Origin of the sequence: Microbacterium sp. ISL-103 (assembly GCF_018613995.1) — a bacterium.
Classification (GTDB): domain Bacteria; phylum Actinomycetota; class Actinomycetes; order Actinomycetales; family Microbacteriaceae; genus Microbacterium.
This window is the reverse complement of the sequence record NZ_JAGGPD010000352.1, coordinates 1-3,085: the sequence shown is the minus strand read 5'-3', so window position 1 is coordinate 3,085 and position 3,085 is coordinate 1. Positions and strand designations below refer to the sequence as shown.

At 67.7% G+C, this 3,085-nt stretch carries 4 protein-coding genes; all 4 read right to left on the bottom strand.

Features of this window, described 5'->3' with window-relative positions:
• The coding region (locus J7E68_RS13080) for a hypothetical protein (RefSeq protein WP_215173250.1) at nucleotides 1-100 on the bottom strand (100 nt) is incomplete at its 3' end.
• Nucleotides 100-531, bottom strand: a complete 432-nt coding sequence (locus J7E68_RS13075) for a PTS sugar transporter subunit IIA (protein WP_215173248.1) — start codon at nucleotides 529-531, stop codon at nucleotides 100-102. The genes J7E68_RS13075 and J7E68_RS13080, both read right to left, overlap by 1 nt.
• A gap of 67 nt (nucleotides 532-598) precedes the next feature.
• The gene (locus J7E68_RS13070) at nucleotides 599-2,227 is read right to left on the bottom strand and encodes a PTS mannitol transporter subunit IICB (RefSeq protein ID WP_215173246.1); all 1,629 of its coding nucleotides are present in this window, start codon (nucleotides 2,225-2,227) and stop codon (nucleotides 599-601) included.
• The coding region (locus J7E68_RS13065; RefSeq protein WP_311416881.1) for a putative PEP-binding protein at nucleotides 2,224-3,085 on the bottom strand (862 nt) is incomplete at its 5' end. The genes J7E68_RS13070 and J7E68_RS13065, both read right to left, overlap by 4 nt.

The following is a 3,085-nucleotide window of genomic DNA, read 5'->3' as shown; positions in this document are numbered from 1 at the left end:
CGGCGACGTCGGAGAAGACGACCTCATACCCGCCCTCGTGCAGAAGCAGACCGACGAACCCCCGACCGATGTTGCCGGCGCCGAAGTGGACGGCCTTCATCAGTCGTTCACCGCCGAGAGCAGTGCGTACAGCTCGTCGGGGGTCTGGGCGGCGTTGAGCGCGGCGACGTCGTCCTCATCGGAGAAGAGGATCGCGATCTGCGAGAGGATCTCGAGGTGCTCGTCACCGCGACCGGCGATGCCGACGACGAACGTCGCGGGCTCGCCGTCCCAGTCCACGCCGCCGTCATAGCGGACGACCGACAGGGCGGATCCGAGGATCGCATCCTTCGCGTCGTTCGTGCCGTGCGGAATCGCCAGACCGTTGCCCATGTAGGTCGACACGGTCTCTTCGCGCTGACGCATGGCGTCGACGTAGGCGGGAGTGACCGCTCCGGCCGACACGAGGATGTCGGTGGCTTCCTGCAGAGCCGCGTCCCGGGTGCTGCTGCCGGTGTGGATGCGGACCTGATCGAGGGTGAGAACGCTCATGGTGATTCCTTCTTTCTGAGAATGTGGAGGCGGGGCGGATGCCGAAGCACCCGCCCCGCCCGGTCTGTCACGCGTCGGTGTCGCGCTGCTCGCGCACCATCTCGACGACCTCTTCGTACTTCGGAGAGTTCATGAAGTTGTCGACCGACACATGGAGGGAGTTCGGCGACTGCGCCTTCGCGCGATCCGTCAGCTGCTGCTGCGTGACCACGAGGTCGGCGGTGCCGTCGAGGTTCGCGATGGCCTGGTTCGTGACGGTGACGCCCTCGACCCCTGCCTTCTTGAACTTGTTGCGCAGCACGCTCGCACCCATGGCCGACGAGCCCATGCCGGCATCGCAGGCGAACACGATGTTCTCGATGCGGCGGTCTGTGGCCACCCCCGCACCTGCGGCGGCACCTGCCGCGCCCGCACTCGACGACGCACGGAGCGCGTCCATCGCGGCGGAGGACTTGCCCTTGTTGGCCTCGGTCTGAGCGATCGCGTCGCCGAAGCTGTCGCCCTCAGCCTCGAGGTCGCGCTTGCGGGAGGCCCGCAGGATGACCCCGGCGATGAGGAACGTCACGACAGCGGCGATGATGACCGAGAGGTACACGGTCAGCAGGTTCGGGACGCCGGGGCCGATGGCTGCAGCAGTGACGGCGATGATGCTTCCGGGGGCTGCGGGGAACGCGAGTCCGCCGCCGAGGAGCATGTTCGTGGTGACTCCGGCCGCTCCACCCGCGATCAGTGCGAGGATCGTGGTCGGCTTGCTCAGGGCATACGGGAAGTAGATCTCTTGGATGCCACCGAAGAACTGGATGATCGCCGCTCCCGGAGCGGATGCCTTCGCGGCCCCGACACCGAAGAAGGTGAAGGCGAGCAGCAGGCCCAGACCCGGTCCGGGGTTGGCCTCGATGAGGAACAGGATCGACTTGCCGGTCTCCGTGGCCTGCTCGATGCCGAGCGGGGTGAACACGCCGTGGTTGATGGCGTTGTTGAGGAACAGCACCTTGGCCGGCTCGACGATGATCGACACGAGCGGGAGCAGGTTGAGTGCGACCAGCCAGTCGACGGCGCCGCCGAGGACGGCGCTGATGCCGAGCATCACGGGTCCGAATGCGAAGAAGCCGAAGATCGCCAGCAGCATTCCGAGGATGCCGGCCGAGAAGTTGTTCACCAGCATCTCGAACCCGGGGCGGATCTTGCCGTCCCACAGCCTGTCCATCTGCTTGGTGACGTACGCCGCCAGCGGGCCCATGATCATCGCACCGAGGAACATCGGGATGTTCGTGCCGACGATGACACCCATCGTCGCGATCGTCGCGACGACACCGCCGCGCTCGCCGTAGACCATACGCCCCGCGGTGTTGGCGATGAGAAGCGGGAGCAGGTAGGTGACCATCGGGCCGACGAGTCCCACGTAGGCGAAGATGTTGCCGCCGTCGCCCTCGGCGACAGCCGTCATGGCACCCTGCCATCCGACGATGGCCGAGTCGCCTCCGCCGCCGATCAGCTCGGCGACCGGGTACCAGTGCCACTTGAACGGGCTCTCCTCACCGAAGAAGCCCTTCGGGATGAACAGCATGGTGATGAATCCCCACGCGATGAACGCGGCGATGTTGGGCATGATCATTCCGGACAGGAACGTGCCGAAGCGCTGCACGCCCGTTCGGAGGCCGCCTGCCTTCGTGGCGGCCGGTGACGTCGTCGTCATGATGTCGTCTCTTTCTGGTGAGGGGGAAGGGTTGCTGTGGCATCGGCCACGGCGAGGCGGGCTCCGGCGGCATCATCTGTCGCCAGGGCCAGTTCGGCGAGGTGTCGTGCCTCGTCGAGAGTTCGGGTGGAGAGCATGTGCCGCACATCGGCCAGGGCCGACGGCGCCATCGAGAGGCTGGTCGCGCCGAGCCCGACGAGCACGACGGCGAGCATCGGGTCGGCAGCGGCCTCGCCGCAGATGCCGACGGGCTTGCCGAGGCGGGCACCTGCCGCGCCGACCTCGCGCACGAGGCGGAGCACGGCCGGATGCCACGGGTCCTGGAACCCGGCCACAGAACCGAGCAGGCGGTCCGCGGCCATCGTGTACTGGGTGAGATCGTTGGTGCCGATCGAGGCGAAGTCCGCGTGCGCGAGCACCCGGTCGGCGAGCAGCGCGCTCGCGGGCACCTCGACCATCACTCCGGCGGTCTTCAGCCCGTACTCCCGTGCGAGCGAGGTGAAGTACTGCGTCTCCTCCACGGTCGCCACCATCGGAGCCATGACCCAGAGGTCGGCCTCGGTCGCGGCATCCGCCTCGGCGAGAGCCGTCAGCTGCTCGCGCAGGATGTCTTCGCTCGCCCGCAGAGCACGCAGCCCCCGGAGCCCCAGCGCCGGGTTCTCCTCGTGCGCGTCGTTGAGGAACGCCAGCGGCTTGTCGGCGCCGGCGTCGAGCATCCGCACGACCACCTTCTTGCCGGGAAAGGCCGCGAGCAGCTCGCGATACGACTCGCGCTGCTGCTCGACAGTCGGCGCCTGGGCGGAGGCGAGGAACAGGAACTCGGTGCGGAACAACCCGACGCCCCCAGCCCCGCGTTCG